At 44.6% G+C, this 26,264-nt stretch carries 22 protein-coding genes; 13 read left to right on the top strand and 9 right to left on the bottom strand.

The window, feature by feature from the left end; all coding sequences use genetic code 11:
* Positions 1–8: 8 nt before the first annotated feature.
* Positions 9–1,283 (top strand): multi-tm2 domain protein, encoded by a 1,275-nt coding sequence (locus tag V6W81_RS18290; RefSeq protein ID WP_430700892.1) that lies wholly within the window; start codon positions 9–11, stop codon positions 1,281–1,283.
* A gap of 251 nt (positions 1,284–1,534) precedes the next feature.
* On the opposite strand, the gene V6W81_RS18285 is transcribed toward V6W81_RS18290, so the two are convergent.
* The 7 genes from V6W81_RS18285 to V6W81_RS18255 form a co-directional block, all read right to left on the bottom strand.
* Positions 1,535–2,188 carry a methylthioribulose 1-phosphate dehydratase gene (locus V6W81_RS18285; protein ID WP_056696813.1) on the bottom strand — a complete coding sequence of 218 codons (654 nt, stop codon included), beginning with the start codon at positions 2,186–2,188 and terminating at the stop codon, positions 1,535–1,537.
* A 2-nt stretch (positions 2,189–2,190) separates the two neighbouring features.
* On the bottom strand, positions 2,191–2,868 hold the full coding sequence (locus V6W81_RS18280; RefSeq protein ID WP_056696815.1) for a 2-hydroxy-3-keto-5-methylthiopentenyl-1-phosphate phosphatase: 678 nt from the start codon (positions 2,866–2,868) through the stop codon (positions 2,191–2,193).
* A complete protein-coding gene (locus tag V6W81_RS18275; RefSeq protein ID WP_338540007.1) occupies positions 2,865–4,088 on the bottom strand; it encodes a 2,3-diketo-5-methylthiopentyl-1-phosphate enolase in 1,224 nt (407 codons plus the stop codon). Before V6W81_RS18275 ends, V6W81_RS18280 begins: the two co-directional genes overlap by 4 nt.
* Complete coding sequence (gene proC, locus V6W81_RS18270; RefSeq protein WP_338540006.1) at positions 4,085–4,945, bottom strand: pyrroline-5-carboxylate reductase; 861 nt, start codon at positions 4,943–4,945, stop codon at positions 4,085–4,087. The genes V6W81_RS18275 and proC overlap by 4 nt, the downstream gene beginning before the upstream one ends.
* Before the next feature lie 34 nt (positions 4,946–4,979).
* Entirely contained in the window at positions 4,980–6,227 is a 1,248-nt protein-coding gene (locus V6W81_RS18265) for a glutamate-5-semialdehyde dehydrogenase (protein WP_338540005.1), read from the bottom strand.
* Positions 6,228–6,294: 67 nt separating this feature from the next.
* Positions 6,295–7,398 carry a glutamate 5-kinase gene (proB, locus tag V6W81_RS18260; RefSeq protein ID WP_338540004.1) on the bottom strand — a complete coding sequence of 368 codons (1,104 nt, stop codon included), beginning with the start codon at positions 7,396–7,398 and terminating at the stop codon, positions 6,295–6,297.
* 625 nt (positions 7,399–8,023) lie between these two features.
* Positions 8,024–9,232 carry a pyridoxal phosphate-dependent aminotransferase gene (locus V6W81_RS18255; protein WP_338540003.1) on the bottom strand — a complete coding sequence of 403 codons (1,209 nt, stop codon included), beginning with the start codon at positions 9,230–9,232 and terminating at the stop codon, positions 8,024–8,026.
* Between the two features lie 285 nt (positions 9,233–9,517).
* Between V6W81_RS18255 and V6W81_RS18250 the strand changes: the two genes are divergently transcribed.
* From V6W81_RS18250 to V6W81_RS18235, 4 genes are all read left to right on the top strand, one after another.
* Complete coding sequence (locus tag V6W81_RS18250; protein ID WP_338540002.1) at positions 9,518–10,537, top strand: ABC transporter substrate-binding protein; 1,020 nt, start codon at positions 9,518–9,520, stop codon at positions 10,535–10,537.
* Positions 10,538–10,756: 219 nt separating this feature from the next.
* On the top strand, positions 10,757–12,412 hold the full coding sequence (locus V6W81_RS18245) for an AraC family transcriptional regulator (RefSeq protein WP_338540001.1): 1,656 nt from the start codon (positions 10,757–10,759) through the stop codon (positions 12,410–12,412).
* A gap of 100 nt (positions 12,413–12,512) precedes the next feature.
* Positions 12,513–13,331 carry a carbon-nitrogen family hydrolase gene (locus V6W81_RS18240; protein ID WP_338540000.1) on the top strand — a complete coding sequence of 273 codons (819 nt, stop codon included), beginning with the start codon at positions 12,513–12,515 and terminating at the stop codon, positions 13,329–13,331.
* A 92-nt stretch (positions 13,332–13,423) separates the two neighbouring features.
* Positions 13,424–13,609, top strand: a complete 186-nt coding sequence (locus tag V6W81_RS18235; protein WP_145047428.1) for a hypothetical protein — start codon at positions 13,424–13,426, stop codon at positions 13,607–13,609.
* Positions 13,610–13,843: 234 nt separating this feature from the next.
* Here V6W81_RS18235 and V6W81_RS18230 read toward each other — a convergent pair whose 3' ends face one another.
* Positions 13,844–14,767 (bottom strand): LysR family transcriptional regulator, encoded by a 924-nt coding sequence (locus V6W81_RS18230; RefSeq protein WP_145047427.1) that lies wholly within the window; start codon positions 14,765–14,767, stop codon positions 13,844–13,846.
* Between the two features lie 326 nt (positions 14,768–15,093).
* Here V6W81_RS18230 and leuC point away from each other — a divergent pair, with 326 nt between their 5' ends.
* Both leuC and leuD read left to right on the top strand, forming a co-directional pair.
* Positions 15,094–16,515 carry a 3-isopropylmalate dehydratase large subunit gene (gene leuC / locus V6W81_RS18225; protein ID WP_056696989.1) on the top strand — a complete coding sequence of 474 codons (1,422 nt, stop codon included), beginning with the start codon at positions 15,094–15,096 and terminating at the stop codon, positions 16,513–16,515.
* 30 nt (positions 16,516–16,545) lie between these two features.
* A complete protein-coding gene (gene leuD / locus V6W81_RS18220; protein WP_145047426.1) occupies positions 16,546–17,148 on the top strand; it encodes a 3-isopropylmalate dehydratase small subunit in 603 nt (200 codons plus the stop codon).
* Positions 17,149–17,271: 123 nt separating this feature from the next.
* On the opposite strand, the gene V6W81_RS18215 is transcribed toward leuD, so the two are convergent.
* Positions 17,272–17,841, bottom strand: coding sequence for a hypothetical protein (locus tag V6W81_RS18215; RefSeq protein WP_338539999.1), 570 nt, complete (start codon positions 17,839–17,841; stop codon positions 17,272–17,274).
* Positions 17,842–18,171: 330 nt separating this feature from the next.
* On the opposite strand from V6W81_RS18215, the gene V6W81_RS18210 reads away from it, so the two are divergent.
* The 6 genes from V6W81_RS18210 to V6W81_RS18185 all read left to right on the top strand — a co-directional run bounded on the left by V6W81_RS18210 (position 18,172) and on the right by V6W81_RS18185 (position 25,938).
* Positions 18,172–19,587 (top strand): N-acetylmuramoyl-L-alanine amidase family protein, encoded by a 1,416-nt coding sequence (locus V6W81_RS18210; protein WP_338539998.1) that lies wholly within the window; start codon positions 18,172–18,174, stop codon positions 19,585–19,587.
* Between the two features lie 253 nt (positions 19,588–19,840).
* On the top strand, positions 19,841–21,247 hold the full coding sequence (locus tag V6W81_RS18205) for an N-acetylmuramoyl-L-alanine amidase family protein (RefSeq protein ID WP_338539997.1): 1,407 nt from the start codon (positions 19,841–19,843) through the stop codon (positions 21,245–21,247).
* Between the two features lie 35 nt (positions 21,248–21,282).
* Positions 21,283–21,972, top strand: a complete 690-nt coding sequence (locus V6W81_RS18200; protein ID WP_338539996.1) for a GerMN domain-containing protein — start codon at positions 21,283–21,285, stop codon at positions 21,970–21,972.
* A 75-nt stretch (positions 21,973–22,047) separates the two neighbouring features.
* Positions 22,048–24,786: an S-layer homology domain-containing protein gene (locus V6W81_RS18195; RefSeq protein ID WP_338539995.1), complete on the top strand. Its 2,739-nt coding sequence runs from the start codon at positions 22,048–22,050 to the stop codon at positions 24,784–24,786.
* A gap of 160 nt (positions 24,787–24,946) precedes the next feature.
* Positions 24,947–25,642, top strand: coding sequence for an endonuclease III (nth, locus tag V6W81_RS18190; RefSeq protein ID WP_128102497.1), 696 nt, complete (start codon positions 24,947–24,949; stop codon positions 25,640–25,642).
* 23 nt (positions 25,643–25,665) lie between these two features.
* Complete coding sequence (locus V6W81_RS18185; RefSeq protein ID WP_056696846.1) at positions 25,666–25,938, top strand: hypothetical protein; 273 nt, start codon at positions 25,666–25,668, stop codon at positions 25,936–25,938.
* Positions 25,939–26,264: the final 326 nt, after the last annotated feature.

Below are 26,264 nucleotides of genomic sequence, written 5' to 3'. Positions count from 1 at the left end.
AAGAAAGGATGACGTTTGTGCAATCAGATCGTAATAAATTACTCGCATTTCTACTAAATATGATCCCTGGGCTTGGATTCTTATATTGGAGAAGACCTATTCGGGCAGTCGTCTACCCGCTTCTCTTTTTTGGAACACTTGTAGGGTTCTTCATGTTGGGTATTGTATTGTCGGAACAGGATTTGGTGATCTTTGGTGCTGTGGCATCCGTATTCTTCTGGGGGATCAGCATGCTTGATATGATTATCGTGCTATTAAGTTCGACAAGCTATCGAGAAGAACAGTATAAAGGATATAGGGCGCCTTACGGCCGAGTGAGTGACTCTTTTCATGACCGAAGGGTAGATTCGCTTGAGCCGAACGAAAGCCATGGAGATCACGTCTATGAAGGATATGATCGTCCTGAAGGGGCATACGGTAATCCGATGTATCGCAAAGGTACTGAAGGTGAACGATTCTTCACGATACTCCTTTCATTTATACCTGGACTTGGACATCTTCATATGGGGCTGTTGCACCGAGGACTATCGTTCTTAATTGCTTTCTTTGGATCCTTTGCAATGATGGTTTTTGTAGCCTCTATTACGAATGAAGAGAACTTCTTAATGTTCCTGCTCATTCTACCTGTCATTTGGGTGTACTGTATGTTTGATGCGGTACAGCATATTCATCGCAAGCAAGCAGGTGAGGTAATACAAGACCGCACACTGTTTGAAGAGTTGGAAATGGGAAGAGTAAATGGGCGACGTAGCAGAATGCTAGCAACGCTGTTGTCAGCATTCCCAGGCGCTGGGCATCTCTACTTAGGTTTACAAAAAAGAGGTATGCAGCTCATGTTTTTGTTCCTGGGCAGTATATACATTCTAGATTTGCTTCGTTTATCCGTATTTTTATTTATGATTCCACTCATCTGGTTCTATAGCTTCTTTGACGGTCTTCAATGCTCAAGCCGGTATGGGCGGGAACCGTTAGAGGATCATCCCATCTTCAAGGATTGGGCGCGCCATCAACGACTGATTGGATTCGGAATTGCAGCACTAGGCTTGTACTACTTAGCGATTCGTCTTATTATTCCGCAACTTAGTGAGATGTTCCCCAACGTATTCTTGACGTACGAGATTCGATCCTACCTGAATACGATGATCGTCTCGTTATTACTTATCGTTGGAGGGTTGAAGCTGCTCTTTGGGAAGCAACGTCCGATCAAGAGTGGGAATAGCAAAAATCCCGACGATGAACTCGACAGTCTATTTTTGTTCAAAGATCGTGAAGATCGATCCTAAATCAAAAACACGCCATAGTTCCTCATGGGAACATCGGCGTGTTTTATGTTTTTTGAAGCGAAGCGTTCGTCTGAAAGCTTTCTCCAAGAAAGCTACATCGGAAGCATAAGCTATCCACGGATGTTCCCCTTTGTCATTGGGATCAAAGAAATCTGGGGATAACAGTGATCGGAATGTTGTTGTGTCATTATAGTGGTCAGTGTGAAAATGATTCGTTCAATCTATATAGCGTAATCAATATCACATATTAATTACGATGTAGCCCCTTTAAGCAATAGCTGACGATACATTACTTCGAACAAAAATTCGAAGGCCTCCAGATGTCTTTTGGCTTCAAAAGCATCTTTACCCCATGCATAAATACCGTGATTACGCAGCAAGATACCCGGTACTTTGGCATCAAGCACATCTGGAACCAATTCAGCGATTGAAGGAATATCAGCAAAGTTAGGCAGAATCGGTACACGAATCTCCGCATTTTCCTCCCAAATGTTGAATGCTTTGATCAATTCGATTCCTTGGATTGGCACTTGGCCATCAGCGCCGAAGAATTCACTAATTAGATTGTTATACACGGTATGTACGTGGAATACCGCGCCGCAACCTGTTAAGCGGTAGATTTCGCAGTGGATTAGCGTTTCTGCACTGGGCTTCAGGTTAGTTGTTTCAATCGCTTTACCTTGCTTGTCCACGAACAGGAAATCTTCTGGCGTGCGCAGAGATTTATCTTTACCGGAAGCTGTTACTGCAAAATAAAACTGTTCTGGATCAAAATCACCAACACGCATGGACAAGTTTCCACTTGTACCTGGGAACCAGTTACGGCTGGCAAACAGTGCTTTAACATCCGCTAGTTCTTCGAGAACTTGACGTTTGTGTTCCAAAGTAATTTTCTCAAAACCCATCTTTACAGCACTCCTTGTGTTTGCTTCTGTTTCATATCTTCGATGATATCGTAAAAGGTAGTGAATGGCACATGATCGACACCAAGTTCAATACATTTATCCGTCAAAATAGAACGGGAATAGACCAGGTCAGCAATTTTGGCACCTTCAAAATCAGTAAGGCTATCGCCAATCAGAATTCGATTATATTGATCTGCTGGGAAGGTACGGATGACCGTAGTTTTGCACATACCGCAGCCATTCTCGCAAGGAGGCTGGCAAGGATGCGGCCATTCAATCCGAATGGTTTCGCCCGTAAAATCTGCTCCGTTACAATACACATGATCCTGCGGGATATCGAATGGTGCGAGCAAAGGTTCGATGAAAAAGTCCATGCCTCCGCTGGTCACATTGAATTCAATGCCTTCACGGCGAACAAATTCTAGGAATTCGCTGAAGCCTTCACGAATACCGGCTTGTCCAAGCACAAATTCCACAATCTCATTTTTTTGTGAGGAGGGCAGGAGGGCGAACATTGCCCCAACGCCTTCACGTAATGTTATTTTTTGTTCAATGGTATCTTTCATAATAGCCTCAATACCAGGAGGATTGAATTTTTTCATAATGGCAACGATATTGTCCGAAAGCGTAATGGTTCCATCAAAATCACAGAAAATGACGGTTTGTTTATCACTTCTCATCGTTCACCACCCCACAGATCCAATGCGCTTTTGAGTTCCGGATGCTCCAATGCATGTTGTGCCAGAGGAATCGAACGCTGCGATGCCTCGATTGCCTGCAAGAATGCACGTCCACCAGCCTCAGTGCCCATAGGATGTCCATGAATGCCTCCGCCAGCATTTACAATCACATCGGTACCGAAATCCCGCAGAATCAGCGGTACAAGGCCAGGATGTATTCCTGCTGAAGGAACAGGCATACTTGCACGCACAGGAAGTTCTGTCGACAGCAATTGTTCAGTAATCGCCATATTCTCTTCTTTTGGCATCGTTACTGAGCCGTATGGAGATGGGAACAAGACGATGTCTGCACCCGCAAGTCGCATCAGTTGGCCAAGTAAGACGGAAGCGGAGATACCGTAATGTGGAGATGGATACACCGCGCCAGCAAGGGCTGGATGAGCCATAATTGGCACATTGATATCAGGGTCGCTGCTAAGCTCGTGTAGAACGTCATATCCGTACGCTAATACGTTGAATAACAAGGCGTTAGCTCCGGCGTTAATGGCACGCTCAGCCTGTTTCTTCAGTTGTGAGGTCGAACCGGTCAGATTCGCTGCATATAGCAGTTTCTTTCCCGTTTCTTGACGAGCCTGCTCGGCTGCTTTCATACAAACCTCGACTCTTTTTTCAATCGGAGTTAGTTTGTTCTCAAACAGAATTTCATCATCTTTGATGAGATCAACGCCACCGAGCGCTTGACGGATAAACTGCTCACGCAGTTCATCTGCATCTAGTCCGATAACGGATTTGAAAATACTCATTAACAGCGGACGATCATGTACACCAAGCAGATCACGAACACCGTTTAGTCCAAATTTAGGACCAGGGAATGCGCTCAGGAAATTGTCTGAGAAGCCAAGCTGTGTAAGCTTAATGCGCCCATCCATCGAAATTTTACCAAATACGGTAACAAGCAGAGCCGGAATATCTCGGCTGAAGTTCACATCTGGATATCCAATTGTGATATCAGCATAACGCTCACCAGGAGACATACCGTCAGCCTCATGCACCTCAACCTTAATAACTTCTCCTAAATGCTTCTGCATCGCTTCGCGTTTGGCCTGTGGTAACTCAGTCCAGCTGCCAACAGTCATACCAATGGCAATGGATTCCGCTTTTTTACGAAAATCGGCATGATCGTCATGCAAACGATATGTAGCAGTACACATGTTATTCATTTAAAATCTCCTTCCAAAGCAGCCCCCATTTCCCGTGAGCGCTCAGCACAACGGTTAACGGCTGCAATTACATTTTCAAAGAAGTCGCCTTCGTCGAGCTTCTTCAGTGCAGCTTGAGTTGCACCTCCAGGAGACGTAACATCACTGCGAAGCTTCATTGGCTCCAGTCCGGTCTGCTGAACCATTCGAGAGGCACCAAGCACCGTCTGAACGGTTAGATCACGTGACTGCTGGCTGGATAAGCCGCCTCGAATACCTGCAGCGATCATAGCCTCCATTAGATAGTATACATAAGCCGGCCCGCTTCCCGAAATCCCTGTAAGAATCTCCAACTTATCTTCAGGCACAATGGTAACGATCCCGACAGCTTCAAACATGGTCATAACCGTGCTACGCTGCTCGTCTGTTATTTCGGCCGAGAAGGCAAGGCCTGTAGCGCCAAGTCCAATGGTACTTGATGTATTTGGCATTGTACGAGCGATAGGCTGTTTACGACCAAGCAGCGTTTGCATCGTACGTATAGATAATCCCGCAATGACGGATACGATCAGTTGATCTGGTGATAAAAGAGGACCTAATTCCCGCAGAGCAGCAGCGGCATCCTTTGGTTTCATGGCCAATACAATAACGGGAGAACCCGAGAGAATCTCCTGGGATTGTGCCGCAGTTCCGGTATGAACCGCGTAACGGCTGCTGAGTTCCTCCTGACGTTTCTGGTTGCTGCGGTTCAGCATCGTAATATCCTGTGGACTTACGACAAGGCGGGAGATTAATCCGCGTACGATTGCTTCGGCCATCGCACCTGCTCCGTGGAAAGTGATTTTCTGTTGTAATAACGTCTGTTGTTCTTGACTCATGATTATCGTCCTCCTAAATAACTAAACTGCGAACTTATTGACGGATCTGACCATCGCCAGTAATGCGATACTTGGTTGAAGTAAGTGCAGGTAATCCCATTGGACCACGTGCATGTAACTTTTGAGTACTGATGCCTATTTCGGCTCCATAACCAAACTCGAAGCCGTCTGTGAAACGGGTAGAAGCATTATGATACACGGCTGCTGCATCAACATCATGCAAGAAACGCTCAGCGTTTTCTGTATTCGCCGTGACGATACATTCGGAATGCTTGGTGCCGTATTGAGCAATGTGCTGCATGGCTTCCTCCAGGCCGGATACAACACGGATATTCAAAATGTAGTCGTTATACTCTGTCGCATAGTCTTCTTCGCTAACCAGCTGGGCAGAAGGGACAATACGTCGCACAGCATCGCAACCTTTTAATAGCACGTTTAGCTCACGGAATTTTTCCGCAATATTTGCGAGATGTTGCTCTGCGAAAGCAGCGTGTACTAATAGAGTTTCCATAGAGTTACATACGGATGGACGTTGCGCTTTGGCATTAATCGCAATCTCTGCTGCCATTACCGGATCGGCAGATTCATCCACATATGTATGGCAGATGCCTGCACCCGTTTCAATGACTGGTACTGTCGCATTCGCAACTACATTTTGAATGAGCGAAGCTCCGCCGCGGGGAATAATGACATCCAGCAGTCCATTCAGTTTAAGCATCTCGTCCACAGACGAACGATTAGCATCTTCCACAAGCTGTAGGGCGTCTGGAGGTAAATCTGTCTTTGCCAATGCCTCATGTAATACCTCAACAATTTTGCGATTGGAGGAGAGGGCAGATGATCCGCCGCGCAGTAGAACTGCATTGCCAGTCTTGAGGCATAACCCTGCAGCATCTACTGTCACATTAGGTCGTGCTTCATAGATAATACCAATGAGCCCGATCGGTACTCTTAACTTCTGAATGTGCAAACCATCTGGACGCGTAAAGGTTTCAAGAACTTCACCCACAGGGTCAGGCAGATCCACGATCTGACGAAGTCCCTCTGCGATTCCCGCAATTCGTTCTTGATTTAACGCTAACCGGTCAAGCATAGATTCTGGCGTTCCTTGTTGTCTACCGCGCTCCAGATCTTCACCATTTGCAGTAATAATGATATCTGACTTCTCTAGGAGAGCATCTGCCATGGCAAGGAGAGCTTTATTTTTCTGATCTGTTGTCAGTCGGTTCAATTGTGGAACTGCGGCTTGTGCCTGAATGGCTTTTTGTCTCACTTCACTCATTGTTGTATTCCTCCCATTTTCTCTGATTCGTATGAAAAATAAATCAACCTAAGGCTGTTGCCCAGCCTTATTTCAAAGTAATCCATTCATCCCGATGGATAACCTCAAGTCGATGAATGCTATTTAATGTTTTGATAACCTCACCACTAGGTAGTCCTGCGATAAGTCGCAGTTGGTCATCATCGTAATTTACAATCCCACGGCCAAGCAGTGTATCATCGGGTCCAAGGACTTCGACGACATCACCGGCATGAAAGGTGCCAAGCACCCGCCGAACACCGACGGGGAGAAGACTATGTCCGCCATGCACGAGAGCTTCCTCTGCACCAGCGTCTACAACGACGGTTCCAAGCGGGGTAGACATGAAGCCAAGCCATTGTTTCTTACGGGATAGAGCAGCAAGCTTGGTTTCGAAATAGGTTCCTTTACCTGTGCCCTCCACAGCTTGGAGCATATCACCAGGCTCATTCACACGGCCAACAAAGACAGGTACGCCTCCACGTGTTGCTACTTTGGCTGCATCCACCTTAGAGCGCATACCCCCGGTACCCACAGATGATCCGGAACCTCCTGCATAGGCATAAATCTCGGCTGTTATTTCTGTAATCCGATCGTATCGCGTAGCAGAAGGATCTTTGCGTGGATCTGCGGTGTAGAGGCCGTTGGTATCCGTCAGAATAACCAAGTGTTGCGCCTTCACTAGATTCGCGACCAGAGCAGACAATAGATCATTATCTCCAAATTTGAGCTCATCGACAGATACCGTATCATTCTCATTAAAGATCGGAATAACACCTTGTTTCAGCAATTCCTCGACGGTCATACCCGCGTTACCCATCCGTTTTCTGCTATGAAAATCGGTTCGAGTCAGAAGGATTTGTGCCGTAGTAACGCGGTGCGCCGCAAAAGCCTGTTGATATGCTTGCATCAGCAATGCCTGCCCAACAGCCGCCGCTGCTTGTTTCTCATGGAGCAATTTAGGGCGGTGCACGTATCCGATCTCTCGGAATCCTGCGGCAACAGCGCCGGATGTGACGAGTAGCACTTCATGACCATTTTGCATCAACGCAGCAATTTCTCCAGCAAAAAAAGCAATGGAGTCGCGGTCGAGTCCGCCTTCTTCCGTAGTAAGCGAGCTACTACCAATCTTAACAACTATACGTGAGGACATGCTTTCACTTCCTTAAACATAATGAATGATTCGTTACAGAACAATGTTCAAAAAGTATCGTATCCAGTACGATCAGAAGCTGGTGAACTCTCAGCCATACTTCGTCATGCAATGCGAATTTTGAACAAGCTCTGAAAGGAAAATCTATACAGGTACAAAAAAAACTCCCGCCCTTTTTGTTATAAAAAGGACGAAAGTTTGTTACTTCCGCGGTACCACCTTTATTGATGAGTGTATCATCCGGCTTCATGCCCTGTAACAGAAGGCACTGTCCTGTTCATATCATGTTTGTTCAAAAAATTCACCAGTTTCATCCCATCTAATCGATAGTGAAAACTATATTTTGAACACGCATATATAAAAACAGGCCGCTCAGGGGTAGGTTTCGGAGAGAAGTCACGGTAAATTCTTGCAGCCTCATGGAATTTACTCTCTGTGCGTGTCTTGTTCCTCTCGTACTGGTCCCGTCATCACGTTTCGTTCAATATTTCTCTATAACATACCATGGAAACTCCCCAGATGCAAAGAGATATACAGCCTATAATGCTTCCCATTTCTAGCTGTGTTCCATCTTCTCGGACTGAAAATCAATTGATCTCAAGACAAACGATAAAAGGTACGATTATTACTTAAATAAGTTAAGCTTACCAATGCGCTCTACAGCTTCTCGTAACCGTGTCTCATCACTCAATAGCCCAGCACGAACATAACCTTCGCCATGCGTACCGAAGCCAATTCCAGGAGCTACAGCGACCTTGGCTTCTCGTAGGAGTAGGTCGGCAAAAGTAGAAGACGTGAAACCCTCAGGCACAGGCAGCCAACTGAAGAATGAACCACTTGGCTTGGCAGCCTGCCAACCGATATGCTCAAGTGCACCATAAAACGCATTGCGACGAGATTCATACCGTGCCACTAGATCGGTGACACATTGCTGAGAGGAGGTCAATGCTGCTGCTGCAGCCGATTGAATACCGCCGAACAGACTGACATAAATGTGATCCTGCAATAGATTGATTTTCGAGATAATGTCCGCATTCCCAAGGGCGAAACCTACACGCCATCCAGCCATATTATACGTTTTGGATAGGGTGTAGAATTCAATTCCGACTTCCTTAGCACCTGGTGCTTGGAGGAAGCTCACAGGGCGGTGTCCGTCGTATCCGATTGCACCATAGGCAAAGTCACTAGCTACAACAATCTGATTCTGAACAGCAAATTCCACCGTATCTTCATAGAAAGAAAGAGGAGCTGTGGCAGATGTCGGGTTGTTCGGATAGTTCAGATACATTAGCTTAGCCTTCGCTCTGTCCTCAGCCGAGATTGCTTCGTAGTCAGGCAAAAAAGCATTGGACTCCAGCAGTGGCATAAAATGCATATGTGCTTTGGCAAGAGCTACACCAGACCAATAATCGGGGTATCCCGGATCTGGAACCAAACATACGTCACCCGGATTAAGTAACACTTGCGGTAATTGAACGAGACCCGTTTTGCCACCAAATAGAATAGCAACTTCTGTGTCTGGATCAAGATCGACATTGTAATCTTCTTTATATCGCTTCGCAATCGCTTCCTTCAAGAAGGCATATCCACTGAATGGTGAGTATTTGTGATAGAGCGGGTTTTCAGCCGATTCCTGCAACGTTTTTACGATATGAGGTGGCGTTGGTGTATCGGGATTGCCTTGTCCAAGATTAATGACATCATGTCCAGCGTTGATTTCGCGATTCACATTCTGCACAAGACTTGCGAAGAACTGTGTAGGCAACTGTGTCATTACATCAGATGTAGGTATCGTAAAGGCTGAACGACCTGAATTGTGCTGTGAATTCGTCATTAGTATCATCACTCCGGTTATTTAAAAATGGAAATAAGTATTCATTAATTTATCACGTCAATCCCGAGCTGTATAGAGGGAAAAGAGCACTGATGTTCCTAACCACGTGGATGTTTCGGGTTTTTGTACAAAACGAAAAGTAGAAAATTACGTTTGTCCATTGAGCATAAACGATGATTTGTTTTATGATACAACTCGATAATGATAATCAATATCATTAATAAGATCGATTTTTCTTTTACAGAGAAATAAAGTACATGAACAGATCTAGGGGGAGAAATGGGAATGAAAAAAGGTATACGAAATACGGCAGTTTTACTGACACTAACGTGGCTATCCATGCTTCTACTTGCTTGTGGCAACGAGGCATCGACTTCTACAGCCAATTCTACAGAACAGTCTAGCACAGCCAGTGAGGCACAGTCCGGTACAACAACAGAGAATGATCAAGCAGCGACTTCAGCTAGTAACGAAGAAGCTCAAACTCGGATATTTAAAGATTGGACAGGCCATGAGGTAGAAATTCCAGTATCACCTAAACGAGTGATTTACCATGGTGAGGTTACGGGAGATCTTCTAGCACTCGGCGTCGTGCCCGTAGGTATACTTCGGCAAGAAGGAACCGTGTATGATGATCAAGTCACAGAAGCTGAGGACGTGGGATTCCCGATCAGCGTAGAGAAGTCTCTATCGCTTAACCCGGATCTAATTATTTTCTCCAACAGTGATGAGAACCAGTATGAGTCAATCTCTAAGGTAGCGCCAACAGTGACATTTGATTCGTTTGCAACGATTGAAGATAGAATGCGTACATTAGGTGATATGTTGAATAAAAAGGAAGAAGCTGAAGCGTGGATCACAGCCCATCAGCAAGCGACAGAAGCGATGTGGCAGCAACTTCACGAGAATGGATTAGAAGCCGATGAGACCGCGTCGGTGTTCACGATGTATCCGGGCAATCGCTTGTTCGTCATGGCGGGTGCAGGATTGCCTCAATTGTTGTATGGATCAGGTGGAATGAAGCCCACAGCAGAAATTCAGAAAGTATTGGATGAAGGGTTAGGCTTCGCTGAGATTTCAACAGAGAAACTGCCAGAAATCGCAGGTGACCGAATCTTTATTCTAAATCCTGTACCAGAGGAAGCGAAACAATCAACCAAAGAACTGCTTGATAGCTCAGTATGGAAGAACCTTCCTGCGGTAAAAGCAGGTCACGTGTACCAATTTGATATTGTCAAAGCTTCAAGTGATGCGGTATCTAGAGAGTGGCTTTTGGAAGAACTTCCTAAACAGATCACGCCATAAGATACGGAAATAGCTCTAATTTCAATTTCATATCAAAGTACGAAAATACTGCTAAATCATTAGTTGTGACCACTCACACATGAAGAACATTCAACATTTTTGTTGATATGTTCTTTTTGTTGTATGGATTCATGCGATTTTCTGGATTCGTGGGCATACCTACGATATAATCAAAAGTATAACGAAGTGATAATTATTCTCAATATAGGTGAATGAACTATGTATATAAATGATGAGGTGAACCCAATGCCTGTGTCGAAGCAGGTTGAGGGCACGTTGTTCTTTTCGGCATTTATGTTCCGGTTTGGTAGTATAGAGCAGCGTAAGGAGCAGCCTGAACAAAGGATGCTGGAGAAGGATTGCCGAAAACATACATTTTTGATTTGTGAGGAAGGTACGGGACGTCTGTATATAGGTCACAAGCAGTATGTATTTTCATCCGGCAAGATCTATCCCCTGGCTCCAGGCGAGAGTTATCAGATTGAACATGATGATAAGCAAGCTCTACATTATGTGGCGGTTGAGTATGATGTATTTCATGTGTTAACAGATGATCCAGAATTATATACGCGTTCATTATTTGAGCATCGTAACAAACTGGGGGGTTATGCATACGCTCAGTTGAGCGGGATTCTAGAATCCATGCTTCCTATGCGTGACTATCGTACAGACAGCGAATATGCTGGGTTGAATGTGCAATTTCAGAAGCTGATGGGGATGATGATCACCAGATATACTTCATTGGAGACGGAACTGAGTCCAGAAGGAAAAGTAAACAGCACGATAAAGTATGTGGACGAGCATTACGCTGAGGAGATCACTGTACAAAAACTTGCAAAGCTGGCCGGGCTGCGGCCTGCTCAATACACGACGTTATTTAGACAGCTCACAGGGCGTAAGCCACTGGATTATGTGAATCATGTGCGAATCCAAATCGCCAAAGAATGGCTAGGCAAATCCGATGAACCACTGAGAGATATTGCAAGTAGGGTTGGTTTTAAGGATGAATACTATTTCAGCAGACGTTTTCGCCAATCCACGGGTTTCGCTCCTCGCCAATATGACCGATCTCTTCAGCGTCAGACACTTGTTCAAGACTTCTCTTCTCATGATGTGAATATTCCAGCTGTTCCTGAACGCATTATGTATTACGGGGAATCGGCAGGTGATATGCTGATCATGGATCTTCCGATACTGAATCAACGAGCATATGATGCGGTGCAGCCGATTAATGTGGAAGAAACCGTGGAGATGAAGCCAGACTTAATCATTTTTGACAGCAGCGATGATCAGCAATTTGAACAATTCTCCCGGATTGCACCGACACTTGCGTATAACTCTCATGCGACGCTATTCGATCGTATTCACATGATCGGAAGTTGGTTTGGTAAATATGCTGAGGCAGAGCAATGGTGGTTGACGTATACCGAAGATGAGATGAAAATGTGGCAAAAGCTCCAGGCATTCATTCAACCAGGGGAAACCGCTTCTGTCTTTGTCTATCACCGCGGTGTGCGATTATTCGTGATGGGTAACATTGGACTTGCTCCAATGTTATATCATCCCCTGGGCTTCAAGCCAGTTGCAAAAGTACAGGAAGCGTTGGCCGCAGGTAGAGCCTATAAAGAAATTGCTGCTGAGGCGTTGCACCAATATGCTGGAGACCGTGTTTTTCTTATGTTACCTGAAGATCCCATTGCAAGGCAGGCGACGGAAGCTTTAATGCATAGTGCTGCTTGGCAAGGGCTGAACGCAGTGAAAAAGGGTCACGTATATCTGCTTGAAGAAACGATATGGAACTTGGGTGATGCACTTACCCGCATGAATTTATTGAGCTTGCTGCCAGAACTGTTAGGTCGGCGTTCTGATAGGTAGTCAAAAGCGGACTTTTGGAACAACCTCTAAAAGTGCACTTGCAGACGTCAGGATGATCAAGCTATGATATCCAATATTACATTTCGGAGGAGCGCTGGTCATGACACAACAACAAGGAGAAATGCGAGTAGCCTTGATACAAGCTGATATTCAATTGGGAGATCCTGAGGCTAATCATCAACATATGCAATCATTGCTTGAGCGGGCAGTGAAACAATATCCTGATCTGGGCTTGGCTGTATTGCCCGAGATGTGGAATACAGGTTACGCCTTGGAGCAAATTCATGAGCTGGCTGACCCTGAGGGGGAACATTCGCGAGCATGGTTATCTGCTTTTGCCAAAAAGCATCAAATCTCGATTGTTGGTGGCTCCATTGCTGAGAAACGCAATAACCAAATTTACAATACGATGTATGCCTATGATCGGGAAGGTCGTGAGGTAACACGTTACGATAAACTGCATTTATTCCGATTAATGGATGAAGAAAAGTATTTGCAGCCTGGCGCAGAGCCGGAAATTTTCGAATTGGAAAATGGTCTTACGGCAGGGGCTTCCATCTGTTATGATATTCGCTTTCCGGAACTTGCGCGGACATTAGCTCTGAATGGGGCTAAAGCTCTGATTGTACCAGCTGAATGGCCAAAACCTCGCCTGCATCACTGGCGCACACTTCTGACGGCCAGAGCCATCGAGAATCAGATGTATGTGATCGCTTGTAATCGTGTAGGACTGGGAGGGGACACGGAATTCTTCGGGCATTCTCTCGTTATCGACCCTTGGGGGGAGATTGTAGCTGAGGGCGGAGAAGGGGAGGAGATCGTAACGGGAATGATTCGTCCTTCCTTGGTGGATGAGGTTCGTGGACGTATTCCGGTATTTGAGGATCGGAGACCGGGGCTTTACTTTGGTGAAAAATAAATAAAAATAAATAAAATATTGAGAATAAGTGTTTATCCTCTCAGTGGACGGGTAATGATAACTATCCCGTCACCAAGGAGGATGATCAATCAATGGACAACCATGTGAAAGATACGCTCAGGAGACTGGAACAGGATAACACAAGGGTAGATCACTTAAGACAATTCTTAGAGAATGGTGCAGGAGGGCTATCACCCCCTGAACAAGGAACGCCAGATGAAGGACGTCTGGTGAATCAGCAGAACAGGCTGACGAGTGATCGTAATTTACGTAAATAAACTGTCAGATCGAAACGACCTATGTACGTTTCTACGTTAACTTAGATGATTAAACAATAAACGTGTGAAACATTGTGCTCGAACAGTGCAACACGCTCGAATAAGTTGAAGAATGCCTTGCTGTAATAGGCAAGCGCTGTATGAAATAAAAGGGAAGACCCGCGGGTCTTCCCTTTTATTTGTCTTGAGTTTAAGCATCAGTCTACACAGCACTATACCTAGATTAGTATATGTCTAATGGTCACCTTCAGACAGTTTCGCAACCGTCTGCTTGAAGGTGTGGATAAAGGCTTCAGCTGCTTTGGATAATACTCGTCCCTGACGATACGCAACAACTAAAGTACGGCTCGGTACAGGCTCAGCCAGAGGCACATACACCGGTACAAATTCACTGCGAGGTGCTCGTGCGATAAAGCGCGGAACCAGAGTAATACCCATGCCTGTAGCTACTAAGGATTGTACGGTTTCAATATTATTGCTCTCGAACACGACATTGGGATCGAAACCAGCCTGTTCACAGAGGTCAAAGGTTAGTTTGCGGAAACCTTGTCCTTTCTTCAGGACAACAAAAGACTCTTCACGAAGCTCCTCCATCCTTACGGGAATAGGGTTGGCAGGATCACCTCGCTGTGCTAATGGGTGCGTTGGAGGTACGGCCAAGTCAATTCGTTCCTCACCGATCACAACATAGGATAAACTTGGTTCTTGTAGCGGAAGGGATAACAAGCTAAGATCGGCTTTGCCGCTTGCCGTTAGTTTCTCTAGCGTAAGACCCGAGTCCTCCAGCAACGTTACTTCAATCTCAGGATAGGTTTGTTGAAATGCAGGCAGAACATGAGGTAGTAGATGAGAGCCGGTAATTGGCATACTGCCTACAACGACTTTGCCTTTACGAAGTTGCGAAATGTCTGACATTTCCTGTCTGAGCAGCTCAACCGCATCTACGATTTTCTGAGCCTGTTCAACAAAGGTAACACCAGCATGGGTCAATTCCACTGTGCTCGTATTTCGTTGAAAAAGGAGCACGCCCAATTCTTTTTCTAATTTGGATAATTGCTGGCTTAACGAAGGTTGTGCGATATGTAGCTTCTCTGCTGCACGTGAAAAATTCCGTTCTGCCGCAATCTGCAACGTATATTGGAGCTGTCTAAATTCCATCGTCATTGGTCATTCCTTTCATCATTGCCACTATTATATCACCCTCAAGTCGTTTAATCCTTTTTTGCTAAAATACATTGACACAATCCGTTTAGAAACGTAGTATAGGGTTATGATAATGATAATTGTTATCAATTAAAACCTCTGCTGAGAGCAGTGGTTTATTTGGTTTTTCCTCGTTATAGGTTAATCCTATTACATCTATAGATATTATATCTTGGAACAATGAATGGACGAGTGATATATTTATGTCATTCAAGAGCTTCACTGATGTGAACGAAACAAGAGGCTCTTCCAAGGAACGAACTTATAATGAGGTGAAAATGATGAGTAAAAAAACGATGTTTGAGAAAATTTGGGAAAACCACGTAATTCATCAGGAAGAAGGCAAGCCAAGCATTCTTTATATCGATCTGCACCTTGTACACGAAGTAACTTCTCCACAAGCATTTGAAGGTTTGCGTTTGAGCGGTCGTAAAGTTCGTCGTCCTGAACTGACATTTGCAACAATGGATCACAACGTACCAACGAAAGATCGTTTCAACATTACTGATCCAATCTCCAAACAACAAATTGATACGTTGTCGCAGAACTGCCGTGATTTCGGCGTTAAGCTATATGACTTGGACACGATTGATCAAGGTGTCGTACACGTTATGGGTCCTGAATTGGGTCTGACTCATCCAGGTAAAACGATTGTCTGTGGTGATAGCCACACCTCAACCCACGGTGCGTTTGGTGCACTTGCCTTCGGGATCGGAACAAGTGAAGTAGAGCACGTTATGGCAACGCAATGTTTGCAACAAGCCAAAGCTAAAACGATGGAAGTTCGTTTTGTTGGTAAACGCAACCCAGGTGTAACGGCGAAGGATATGATCCTCGCAGTAATCGCTAAATATGGTACTGACTTTGCAACTGGATACGTTATCGAATACACAGGAGAATCTATTCGTGAACTGAGTATGGAAGAGCGTATGACGGTCTGCAACATGTCCATCGAAGGTGGCGCAAGAGCAGGTATGATCGCTCCAGACGAAACAACATTTGAATATCTGCGTGGACGTGAATATGTGCCTGCAGATGCAAAATTCGATGAAGCTGTTGCAGCTTGGAAAGAGCTTGTGACTGATGAAGGTGCTGAGTTTGATCGCGTAGTTGAAATCGATGTAGAGTCATTGATTCCACAAGTAACTTGGGGCACTAGCCCAGGTATGGGAACTGACATTTCTTCCAAAGTACCTGTTCCTGCGGAATTACCTACTGAAAATGAACGTAAAGCGGCAGAAAAAGCGCTTGAATATATGGGTCTTACACCTGGAACACCAATCTCCGAAATTCCAGTGGATTATGTGTTCATCGGTTCTTGTACTAATGGACGGATCGAGGATTTGCGTGCGGCTGCACAAGTAGCCAAAGGCCACACGGTTTCCAGTAATGTTACGGCAATTGTCGTTCCCGGATCAGGACGTGTCAAAATCCAGGCTGAAAAAGAAGGACTTGATAAAATCTTCACAGAAGCTGGCTTCGAATGGCGTGATGCAGGATGCAGTATGTGTCTTGCGATGAACCCCGACGTATTGAAACCAGGTCAACGTTGTGCTTCGACATCCAACCGTAACTTTGAAGGACGTCAAGGACGCGGAGGACGTACGCATCTGGTATCTCCAGCAATGGCAGCCGCAGCGGCGGTTAAAGGTCACTTTGTTGATGTACGTGACTGGAATTTCAAAACGGAAGCAGTTATCTAATTGTAACGAATAGAAGGGAGAACGGATCATATGGAAGCTTTCAAAACACTGCAAGGCATCGTTGCACCGGTTGACCGGGTCAATGTAGATACAGACGCAATTATTCCCAAACAATTTTTGAAACGGATTGAACGCACTGGATTTGGACAATTTTTGTTCTACGAATGGCGTTTTGACGAAGAGGGCAACAACAATCCTTCTTTCGAAATGAACAAATCGCGTTATGAAGGGGCATCAGTTCTGATCTCTCGCGCTAACTTTGGCTGTGGATCTTCTCGTGAGCACGCACCATGGGCGATCATGGACTACGGATTCCGTTGTGTGATTGCACCATCTTTTGCGGATATCTTCTATAATAACTGCTTCAAGAACGGAATTTTGCCAATCAAGTTGTCCGAAGAACAGGTAGAAGATCTGTTCCAACGCACTGCAACTCATGATGGCTACGAATTGAATGTAAATCTGGAAAACAAAACGATTACAGATGCACACGGGTTACGTATTGAGTTTGACCTGGATGAGCACCGTCGTCAGTTCCTGTTGCAAGGACTGGATGATATCGGTTTGACACTTCAACATGACGATGAAATCACAGCATATGAGCAACGCCATGCGGCAAAATTGTTTGGTTAATTGCTAAAATAATAAGAGTAAAAGCTTCTGATTCACAGTATGGACCTGGTTCCAGTCTGTGATTCAGAAGCTTTTTTCATTTCAGTATATGTTGATCGATTTCTACGATCATTCATCGAACTCTTATACGTAAAATACGGAGTCTTTCTTGGCCGAATATTGTAACACATATGCTGCATCACAGTTCATGGCTCTCGATGCGATTTTAACCTGAGTGTAATCCAATCTTGTTTCTCTAAGTACACGCTTGACGGCTTGGATGCCAAGCTTCTCATCCACAACATGGCAGTATATGTTCAAGGCGTATTGCTCTACTGGATTGGTAGACTTGCCCATATCGAAGCCGTCTACGAAGCCTAGACCTCTCCAGCCCAGCTCACTTGTTAATGCCTCCGTTGCTTTCTCCTTCAGCCACAGATCACGTTTGCTTCCTGAGATGCTCTTCATCGGATATTGGATGAGTAAGATGACAGCCTCTTGCTTGGAAGCTTCTTCATAGCCTTGACTAGTGTACCGTGATAGAAAATTATGTTTGAATTCGTCTTCATTTTGATATTCGCCAGGAAAATCAATTCGACTTGTCGTACCTAATGCACCAACTGTTCCAACATGCTCAACCAGCTGTCCATCTTCAATCCAGTATTCTGCGTACAGTAGATTACCATCGGGTTTCTTCTTATATAAAGTAAACACGCCATACCTCCATTTGGATAGATTGTAATACATAGCTCTCGTGCCCTATTTGAAGTTCCATAATATGTATAATCCAAGTTACCTTATTGAAAGTGCTAACGTCAATACAAACACGATGAATAGATGCTACATTCACAGATAGAAAACATGTACCGATGTTTATTCTTTTTCGCCATATTTCCGACCAATTATGACAACGTTGTAACCGGAATATGACAGGATATCTGATAAACTGGTTAGTAGATTATGGAAGGCTACATAACGTAAGACATGTGCTTATATCTAGAGATATTGGAAATTTCAACAGACCAACAGAATGGTGGATGATGTATGAGAAAATGGTCGGCAGTCTTTGTATTTATTTTATTCCTGTGCGTATTTCCTACAATGGTGCATGCTGACACGCCTCCTTCCATCGTACTGGACGGTGTAACGATTGAGCAGCAAACGGGAGCTCCTGCTGAAAATACGGGCAAGACAGTGATGGTTCCCATCCGAGTGGTGTCCGAAAATTTGGGCTATGAAGTGAAGTGGGAGAAAACGACGCAGACGGTCAGTGTGCTAAAAGGAGCAAGAAGTATTCAGATGGTCGCTGGGCAAGAGGAAGCTACTGTTAATGGAACCAAAGTAAGCTTGGATGCGCCTCCTTTAATCAAACAAGGAACGACTCTAGTTCCGTTGCGCTTTGTTGGTGAGGGCATGGGTTTAAATGTAGGTTGGGACAATGGAACCAAGACTGTAAGCCTATCCAGCCTTCCGCCTGTAGTAGAAGTAGATAACGGAGAAGATTCGATAGAAACACCTGTATCGGTCAATCTTTCAGAGCTAAATAGCATTAACTTTAGCGGAAATCAGCTTAGCTTGGAAATCAACGGAAACATCACTCCGAAGCTGTCCACACTTACGAATCCGGATCGTATCATCGTAGATTTGCCGGGAACTACATTCTCACAACAATTTATTCAAGGACAAGCTTCCAAGCCAGATGGAAGCGGCAGTTTTCTAGTCACAGACTCTACATTTGTTAATCAGATTCGGTATGCTAACTTTAGCAATTCTCCTGCTACTGTACGAGTTGTCTTTGATTTAAGTCATGTTGCTACTGCGAAGTGGTCACTGGGAGACAATCAAAAGATACTGATCGATCTCACCCCGAATAGTGATGAAACACCAATCACTCCGCCTCCTGCTGTGCAAGTTCCTAACGGGACAAAGGTTGTTATCATTGATCCAGGGCATGGAGGAAGACAGTCTGGAGCGGTTAGTGTGACAGGCAAATATGAAAAGGACTTTAATTTGGCTGTAGGACTCAAAGTACAAGCATTACTCCAGCCCTATACGGACATTCAGACTGTCATCACACGGAAGGATGATACGGAACTGTCCTTGCAGCAGCGTGTTGATTTAGCTGAATTGAATCATGCTGATGTCTTTGTGTCCATACACGGCAATAAATTTACAACACCTGTGCCTAATGGGGTAGAAACGCTGTACACTCGCTCAGAGAGCAAAGAGTTGGCGGATATCCTTCATAAATATGTACTGCCTATTACGGGACTTAAGGATCGTGGCATTAAAACGGCAAGTTTGCACGTGACGAGGGAAACCACAATGCCAGCCGTTCTTCTAGAGCTTGGATTTTTAAGTAATGAATCGGATGAAGCGATAATGTTCACCGAAGATTATCAGAACAAATGTGCACAGGCCATCGTTGATGGAATATTAGAATTTTTGAACAAAGATTGAAATAGTCATAATTTTAATGATTAGGACAGTTCGTTGTTTCAAGATGCATAGTTGTGAATAATGGGAAATTAAAACCATAAAAATGTAGAAAAAGCTTGATTTAACAACGTTTTTTTTCAGTGATAATGGAATATATTCGCAACTTTTGCGTGTTGGAGGCGTCTAATAGGTGTCTGGTAATGCCCGAGTAGTCAGTCAGAGCTGAAATTCCGCAACGTGTGGCAAAAAAATATGAGAATGGTAGGGGTGAAGGATGAAGAAGTTCGGTTTTTTGGTACTGTTATTTGTCTTTGGGCTCGTTTTCCCGGGCTATAGTCATGCAGCAACAGATACGAAAATTATCCTAGATGGGAAAGAGATTGTGCAGCCTTCGGATGCCAAAGCGGAAAACATCAACAGCAGTGTGATGGTTCCAATTCGGGTCATTTCCGAAAGCCTGGGATATGGTGTGGACTGGCAACAGAAGACAAGCACCGTGACTATAAGCAAAGACAACACTGCCATGCAGATGATTGTTGGACAGAAGACGGCAACGGTGAACGGCAGTAACGTGAACCTGGATGTCCCGCCACTCGTGAAAAATGGTACGACACTTGTTCCGCTCCGATTTGTTGGTGAACAAATGGGTCTAAAGGTGGGTTGGAACAATACCACGAAGACGGTAACATTAGTTACCCAGAATTCAGGTTCCGGAAACGGAACGACTACTCCCCCGAACTCCGGCAATAACAGCGGAGACACGCAAGAAGGTCTTGTACTGGTGAACGGCATCAGCTTCAGTGATAATCGCTTCTTAATTGCAACAAGCGGAGACACGAAGCCGAACGTCTTCACGATGACAGGACCGGATCGAATTGTTATCGATTTGCCTAATACGGCATTTGCTGATTCTTTCAGTCAAGGACAAGCTCTTGATAGCAATCAGAATGGACAACTTGTTGTGAACGGATATCCCGATGTATCTAAGATTCGTTATTCGTTATACAGCAATACGCCATCAACCGTAAGATTTGTTATTGATTTGACAAATAGCAAAGGTTATGACGTACAGAATGATTCTGGTTTAGTTATCGTTGATCTGAACAAAGAAGGCCCAACAACACTGCCTCCTGTTGGAAACAATGGTAAAAAAGTAGTTGTTATTGACGCAGGACACGGGGATCAAGATCCAGGTGCGATCGGCGTAACGGGCAAAAGAGAAAAAGACTTTAATTTGGCAATGGCACTGAAAGTAGAAGCCTTGTTGAAAAAAGAATCGAACATTGACGTTATGCTGACGCGCAGCGATGATACATTTTTGGCGTTAAAAGAGCGTGTAAGAATCGCTGAAAGTCTAAAAGCAGATATTTTCATTTCAATTCATGCGAACAGCGGACCTGCGGCGGCGAATGGTGTAGAGACATTTTATTCTCGCGCTACTAGTCAAGCACTAGCAAAAGTAATGCATAAGCATTTATTGCAATCATCAGGGTTAAAGGATCGCGGTGTTAAAACGGCTAGTCTACATGTAACTCGCGAAACAACAATGCCCGCTGTTCTGCTGGAAGGTGGATTCCTGAGCAACAAGAGTGACGAAGCAGCACTGTTTACGGAAAGTTTCCAAAATAGTGTAGCCAAAGGTATCGTTGCAGGGATCAAGGAGTATCTGGGAATCAAATAAGGGTGAATTCCTTATGTACAGGAGGCGGAGTTAGAATGAACAAAAAATTATGGATTGCAGCACTACTAGTAACGGTTATGGCGGTCGCTGCGGGATGTGGAAATAAACCGACAGCCGCTCCACCTCAGACGCAAGGTGCAGGTTCCGAGGATACTGTGACAGAAGTGCAAGGTGAGACGGAAATTACTGAACCTACCACTGTAGAGCCAGATGAAACGTCTTCGACACCAACACCAGACACGACTACGTCTGAATCGGAAGGAACGGATTCATCGGAGGGTACCAACCCAAGCTCAGAAAATACAGGACAAGCGGATGCTTCGCAAGCAACTGAGAAGAAGACCATCAACGTATTCTTTACAGATCCAGAGGAGTTAGAGCTGCATGAATCTACGGCAACAGTGAGCTTTGCAGCGGAAGAAGACAAGTACAAGTCTGCATTTGCAGCGCTACAACAAACAACAGATGACAAACTTGTCCCACTGTGGTCTAAAGACATTGAACTGAAGTCTGTTCAGTTTAAAGATGGCGCGCTCACACTCGATATCCATATGCCGGATACGGCTAGGCTCGGTGCTGGTGGAGAAGCATATGCCATTGAAGCGTTGCAAAAAACGTTCTTCCAGTTTGATGAAGTGAAGACACTTGATCTATTGGTGGATGGACAACAGTCCGAGAGTTTGATGGGCCATGTGGATTTGGAACATCCAATGACAAGATCTTAATCGAGAATTTCATATCTTGTTTACCGTGTACTCTGCGGAATATCAGCCGTTTTACATGAGAGAGGGGAATCATAGGTGACTTTTAAATATAATAATCCATCACACTCTAAAAAAGTAGTTTCAGCCGTACTTGCAGGTATGATGGCTCTTAGTGCTGGCGGGGCTGCCTTGGCAGCTGAAGCAACAGATGCTGGGCAGAGCCAGACGACAGCAGTAAGCAATACGGCTGCACCAACCGGTTTGTTCAGTGATATCAAAGCAGGATATTGGGCTGAGAAACACGTATACAAGCTGGCTTACCAAGGAATTCTGCTCGGTGAAAAAGGCTTATTCCGTCCAGGAGACGCGGTAACACAACAAGAAGCGGTAACTATGGCCATTCGGTTTATGAATAAACAAGACCAGTTGAATGACAGCACGGCTACGGCATTACCGACAACTATGGAAGTAGGCAACTACTTCAAGCCTTACGTCGCATTAGCGTTGGAACTGGGATTGATTGATAAAACGGAAGAAGAAGCAGTGGATGTGTCCAAAACATCTTGGGGACAGAAGCCTGCTACTCGTGAATGGATCACGAAGCTACTTATTCGTTCGTTGAACAAGGATGCAGAAGCAAAAGCGCAAAACAATCAATCAACAAGTTTTGCTGATAATGCAAGCATCTCTGATGGCAGCAAAGGTTATGTTAACCTGGCCGTTAGTCTAGATCTTGCCAAAGGTGTAGATGGAAACAAGTTCAATCCAACGGGCTCTGTTACACGCGCACAGCTTGCTACGTTCTTTAGTAGAGGTGAATCGTTGACAGATACCGCTTATCCTAATACGTACACAGGTTACGTTACTGGACTTGAAGATGGCCGAATTACGATGGTCGTTGACGGTAAACTGACGACTTTTGCTGTGAACAGCAATACGCCTTATTTCACGAAGGACAGTGAAAATCGTTCACCACAAGCCAATGTTCAATTGTATACCAAAGTGCAGGTGGTGGGTTCAGCGGGTAATGCTTCCTATGTAGAAGTGATCGATGCAACACCTCAGGTAGAGTCAGTGGAAGGTACGTTTGCGCGTTCGCTATCAGGTAATAAAATTGGTGTGTTCGTGGGTGAAAACTACGAGACATTCGGATACGATGATTCAACAGCGTTCATTGACCAAAACGGATCAGCAATTAAATTATCAGATATTACAGCGGACAGCACCTTAGAAGTACAACGTGAGACTTTCTCCGCTGACAAGAAGACAGTAGTTATCCGTGTGAAATCGGGCATTGTCAACAAGAGTGATACGGGTGTAGTCGCTGAGGTCGTAACATCTGGCAAAACGATTAAACTGGTTAATACAGCAGGAATAACAGAGCAATACACGTATAGTGACAGCCTTATGATTCGTTATCAGGATCGGATTCTGACGCTAGCTGAGCTTAAGCCGGGAAGTGCTGTGAAATATACGGTGAGAGATAGCGTCTTGCAAACGATCGAATTGTCACAGGGTGTGGAGCAATCGGTTCGAGGCACACTCGTGGAGATTGGTGGGAATCAGTCTACATTGACATTCAAGCGTGAAGGTGGCTCCCTTGAAGCTAAGCTGCTGGTTGAGAAACCGGAAGTTATCATTAACGGAATACAGGATGCTTCATTAAATGATCTGATCACAGATGCAACAAATGGAGATCAAGTAGAGTTAACATTAAACGCTGAAGATCGTGTGACACGTATCCAGGTCATTGGCCGCCAAATGGAACCGATGAATGGTGCATCTGTCGTATCTTATAACGCTAAAACAAAAGTACTTACTGTGCTGGATAGCAACAAAAAACCGTTTGTATTTACATTGGATGAAAAAACAAAGTTGGACTACAATTCAACGAAGCCAACTATGGCAGGTTTAGAGGCGCTACTAAGCGATGGACGCAAGCTAGATCTAACGTATGTAGGTACTCGTGCGCTTTCCGTTAAGGTTGTTTACAAGTATGAGGGTACCATTAGCAATATTGATACTTCCAACCGAAAAATTAGTTTGTTGTCTGGAAATCAAACAGTCACCGTACCTTATACAATCGCTCCTACAGTGGAAATGTATAATAAGTCTGGTGCAAGTCTCTCAGATTTGAAAATTGGCGACAGCGTTACGGTCACGTTGGGCGCGAATCAGGATTATATTCAGAAGGTAGCATTGAAATCCGTTGCTCAATTCGAAATTACGGGTATTGAAACCAATGGTCGTGTTCGTGTAAAATCCGATTTGCTGACAAGCCAATTTTACTTCGATCAAGCAACGCTGACAGGAGAAAGCGGTCAGACATTAACTGCTTCACAATTGACAGTAGGAAACTTGATCAACGTTACGTTTGAAGGGATTACACCTAAAGCTGTTCAGGTTGTGAAACGTACACTCGCTGAGGTTACCTCAGTTGATTCAACTTCAGTTACACTGAAACTATTCAATGGTCAATCCGAGACAGTTCCGGTTAGTGGTCCCGTCAAAGTGATTAAATCCGGTTCTACTTTAACTTCACTGGGAAGTCTTACTGTTGGAGATCGGGTCGAAATGACGAAGGATACGGATAACTCCACTCGTTTCAGAGTGATGACAATCTTGAGCAAACAGTTCTGGTCTTATGATGGCGTAGGGAACCAAATTCTGGTGAAACGTGAGACAACTACGGACACTAACTATCGTTTTGCACTTGGTACAGGAGTATATGTTCACCAGGGTGACAATACTTTAAGCGTGCAATCTCTAAGAGATAATGATAATATTGTATTGTATCTCCTGAACAACATCGTGATGGAGATCCAAAAACAGTAATCGTTTCTTTTCGAGGATCAAAGAATGACCGTCTTGATGCGGGATCTTTCCCGCATCAGGACGTTTTTTTTGCAAGCTTTTGTGTCCTCGTAAAGTACTCGAAATAAGTTTGGAAGTAAGGCTCCACCATGTGTGGTGATTCTGTGGGAGGTAGCTCTTCATGAATGCAGCGACAGTTAGGCACATACTCGATACGATGGAATCGATGTTTCCTGATGCACATTGCGAATTAAATCACAGCAATGCGTTTGAATTGACGGTAGCTGTCCTATTGTCCGCCCAATGCACCGACGAAACAGTAAACAAGGTAACCGCAGACTTGTTTCAAAAGTATACAAGCCCTGCTGATTATCTGGCGGTTCCTTTAGAGGAATTGGAACAGGATATTCGGCGAATCGGCCTGTATCGGAACAAGGCCAAGCATATTCAGAACATGTGCCGTATTTTAATAGAGCAGTATGGCGGTGATGTACCGCAGGAACATGATCAGCTTGTGACGCTACCAGGGGTCGGACGGAAAACCGCGAACGTTGTTGTTTCTAATGCGTTTGGCGTTCCTGCCATTGCGGTGGATACGCATGTAGAACGTGTGTCCAAACGGCTAGGACTGGCTGGATGGGATGACTCTGTTCTTGAAGTCGAGAAGAAATTGATGAAGCGCGTACCCCGGGATGAGTGGACGTTGACCCATCACCGGATCATCTTTTTTGGACGCTACCATTGTAAGGCCCAGAACCCAGCGTGCCAGATCTGCCCTCTGCTGGATATATGCAGGGAAGGGAAAAAGCGTATGAAAACGTCCCAAATCAGGAAAGATAAGGAACGTAGTAGTACCCCTAAACGAAAAATAAATTAATGATTAGAAGAGGATGAGTAACGATGAAATGCATTTCCGTTTACACTGACAATTTTGAAGCCTTCTCCGATATTTTTGAACAAGTTGTGGAGCAGGAAATGGCTGAAAATGAAGAAAAAGAAGTAGAAGGTATCACTGTAAGTCATTCTGGCGACGTGCCTGAGCATTATTTGGAGCGCATGTCCACAAAACCAGAAGTTGTGGTTATGAGAGACAAAGGAAGAAATATTACAATTCTTCAGCATGGACAAGTATTTGAAATCTTGTTGCCTACGATGGAGAACGCGGTTTCTTAATTTACACCTATACCCATGGATATGTTGCATCTGTGTTGGCACGCTCATAATGAAGCAATACCTCATACGAAGGGTGCAGCATGTTCGTGAAGTACCATCGATAAAACCGATATATTCGGTTTTATTTTTTTATATATAAGGAATTCATTTATAGGTTGGGTCGGTAGGATATCTATAGAGCAGGGTAGATGCTTGGTCTGTGCGTTAATACATAGAAATCGTTCAAATTCGCACAAGGTAATGTTAAAATAGGACTATTATAAATGCGAGTTCAAAAAGAATCCAACTTTAATGCTGAAAATGCTGAGTAAGTATGTGATTTTTTC

Origin of the sequence: Paenibacillus tundrae (assembly GCF_036884255.1) — a bacterium.
Classification (GTDB): Bacteria; Bacillota; Bacilli; order Paenibacillales; family Paenibacillaceae; genus Paenibacillus.
The sequence above is the reverse complement of the archived record's forward strand: the minus strand, read 5'-3'. Positions and strand labels throughout refer to the sequence as shown.